The organism is Paenibacillus forsythiae T98, from assembly GCF_000520735.1.
In the GTDB taxonomy this organism is placed as follows: domain Bacteria; phylum Bacillota; class Bacilli; order Paenibacillales; family Paenibacillaceae; genus Paenibacillus_AQ; species Paenibacillus_AQ forsythiae.
This window is the reverse complement of record NZ_ASSC01000263.1, coordinates 1-1585: the sequence shown is the minus strand read 5'-3', so window position 1 is coordinate 1585 and position 1585 is coordinate 1. Positions and strand designations below refer to the sequence as shown.

General features: G+C 61.1%; 1 protein-coding gene. It reads left to right on the top strand.

The window, feature by feature from the left end; all coding sequences use genetic code 11:
* A partial coding sequence (locus tag L692_RS28175) for a type I polyketide synthase (RefSeq protein ID WP_036722874.1) occupies positions 1 to 1585 on the top strand: 1585 nt, incomplete at both ends.

Here is a 1585-nt window from a genome sequence, read left to right as displayed (position 1 = left end):
GCACGGCAGTTTTCTGGATGGTATCGATGAATTCGATCCGTTGTTCTTCAATATATCCGGACTTGAAGCCACCTACATGGATCCGCAGCAGCGGCTGTTCCTGGAGGAATCCTGGCGGGCTCTGGAAGATGCCGGTTACGCCGGAGACGCAATGGGGAACCGCCGCTGCGGCATCTATGTCGGCTCCTGCGGCGGAGATTATCCCAAGCTGTTCGGGAATAATCCGCCCCCGCAATCGTTCTGGGGCAACGCGGGGTCCGTTATCCCGGCCCGGATTGCGTATTATCTGAATCTGCAGGGACCGGCGGTGACCGTGGACACCGCGTGCTCCAGTTCGCTCGTCGCCATTCACCTGGCCTGCCAGAGCTTGTGGTCGGGAGAAACGGAAATGGCGCTTGCTGGTGGCGTCTTCATCCAGTCGACTTCGGAGTTTTACCTGAATTCCAACCGTGCGGGCATGCTGTCGCCAGCGGGACACTGCCACTCGTTTGACGAGCGGGCGGACGGCTTCGTCCCCGGAGAAGGGGTCGGGGCCGTGGTGCTCAAGCGCCTGCAGGACGCAATGGCCGACGGGGACCATATCTACGGAGTCATTCGCGGATCGGGAATCAATCAGGACGGGACGACCAATGGAATCACGGCGCCAAGCGCGAATTCGCAGGAGCGTCTGGAGCGGTATGTGTACGACACGTTCGGCATCCACCCGGAAGAGATTCAGATGGTCGAGGCTCACGGCACCGGGACCAAACTGGGGGATCCAATCGAATACCAGGCGCTGACGAAGGCCTTCCGCGGCTACACGGAGAAGGAAGGCTACTGCGCGCTGGGCTCGATCAAATCGAACATGGGGCATGCGGCGGCGGCGGCGGGGATTGCAGGAGTGATCAAAATTCTGCAGTCGCTGAAGCATAAGCAAATCCCGCCGTCCCTGCACTTTGAGCAGGGGAATGCGAACATCCGGTTCGAGGGGAGTCCGTTCTATGTGAACACGGCGCTGAAAGAGTGGGAAGCGGGAGCGGAGGAGAAGCGCAACGCGGCGATAAGCTCCTTTGGATTCAGCGGAACAAACGCTCACCTGGTTATTGGAGAGGGGCCGAAAGCGCAGCGGCGCCATGAGGAGAAGCCGGGCTATTTGGTGGTGCTGTCGGCGAATACGCAGGAGCAGCTTCGGGAGCAGGCGAAGCAGTTGTTGGCCTACTGCCGGGAAGAGGCGGAGGCGGACTGCGGGAACATGAGCTACACGCTGTTCGTGGGCAGAAAGCATTTGAGTCATCGGCTGGCGTGCGTAGCGCGGAGCCGGGATGAACTGATCCGGCAGCTGGAGAAGTGGCTGGAGAAAGGGAAGGGGCCGCAGGTATACCAGTCGGAGCGGAGCGCAAACGAACAAAGGGAGCAGCAGGCGCTGAAGCGGTACGGCAACCAGTGCATCGAGCACTGCCGGACGGCGGAGCAGGCGGGAGAGTATCTGGAACAGCTCGCGGCCGTGGCGGAACTGTACGTGCAGGGCTACACGCTGGAGTACGGCCGATTGTTTGCGGGCGGATCGTACAGCCGGGTGCCGCTGCCGACCTATCCTTTTGCGAAG